This is a genomic window from Flavobacterium xinjiangense (genome assembly GCF_900142885.1).
Lineage (GTDB): Bacteria > Bacteroidota > Bacteroidia > Flavobacteriales > Flavobacteriaceae > Flavobacterium > Flavobacterium xinjiangense.
Window position 1 is genome coordinate 536740 of record NZ_FRCL01000001.1, and the last position, 1326, is coordinate 538065.

Consider the following 1326-nt stretch of genomic DNA (forward strand, 5'->3'; position numbering starts at 1 on the left):
TGTAGTATCGTTCGATGTAATGTTTACAAATACGGTTCCTCCTGTTGATGGAGCGCTTGCTGTTTCTGTTACTGGATTCACAGCCGCTGTTACCGCGATGGCATTCGAAACCGTAGCACAACTTTGTGGCGTTAATTTATCGCATAATTCATATGTTACATTATAAGTTCCAACTGCCGTTCCTGCCGCAACAGTCACTGTCCCTGTTAATGGATCCAATGTGATTCCTGTTGGCCATGTTCCTGATTCTGAAACCGCAGCATTTCCTGTTGTTCCTAATGTTGCCGGAACTCCGTTAACTTTATCATTCGATACAATGTTTGTAAAAACAGTTCCTCCTGCCGATGGAGCGATTCCTGTTTCTGTTACTGGATTCACAGTCGCTGTTACCGTGATTGCATCCGAAACCGTAGCACAACTTTGTGGCGTTAATTTATCGCACAATTCATAAGCTACATTGTAAACTCCAACTGCCGTTCCTGCCGAAACAGTTACTGCTCCTGTTGATGAATCCAATGCTATTCCTGTTGGCCATGTTCCTGATTCCGAAACCGTAGCATTTCCGGTTGTCCCCAGTGTTGCCGGAACTCCGTTTACGGTATCGTTACTGGCGATGTTCCCAAAAACAGTTCCCCCTGTCGATGGAGCGGTTCCTGTTTCTGTCACTGGATTCACAGCGGCTGCACCTACTGCTACTGTAGCCGTAGCCGAACTGCAATTGCTTGGGTTCAACTTCTCACAGATTTGGTATACTATCGAATAAGTTCCCGCCGGGGTGTTTGTCGGTACGCTTACTATTCCTGTAGCAACATCAATACTTGGTACCGGTGCGCCTACTGTTTTTGGTGTAGCTGCCGTGGTTACCGTTAGGTTTACGTTTCCAATCAGTACTGCTGTTCCGTTCAATAGATCGGCATTAGTTGGATTTGCTCCCAATACGTTTCCTGCATTGGTCATTCCTTTGGTTCCATTTCCTACGGCTATTTCATCTGCATTGGCACAAATTGCAGGACTTAACACAACATCATTCGATGGCAAAGAACTACATAATCCCGTTGATGATATTACGGTATAAGTTCCTTCCGGAGCTGTTACTATACTTCCCGACACGTTTACTCCAGCTGATGGATTTATAATATAGGTATAAGTTGCATTATAATTTGAAATTGTAAAACTACCATTTACAGTTACGCATGTAGCGTGGGTTACATTTGAAATTGTTGGGGTTGCCGGTTTTGCCGTTACCGTCAAGTTCAACACTTGGTTAGCCGTACATCCGTTATTGGTGATTGTCGTTCCCGTTTGGGCAGTCGTATAGTTCGCTCC

General features: G+C 44.8%; 1 pseudogene. It reads right to left on the bottom strand.

Going from position 1 to position 1326, the window contains the following annotated elements:
- Nucleotides 1-1326 (bottom strand): annotated as a pseudogene (locus BUC23_RS17425) (hypothetical protein); the annotation flags it as partial.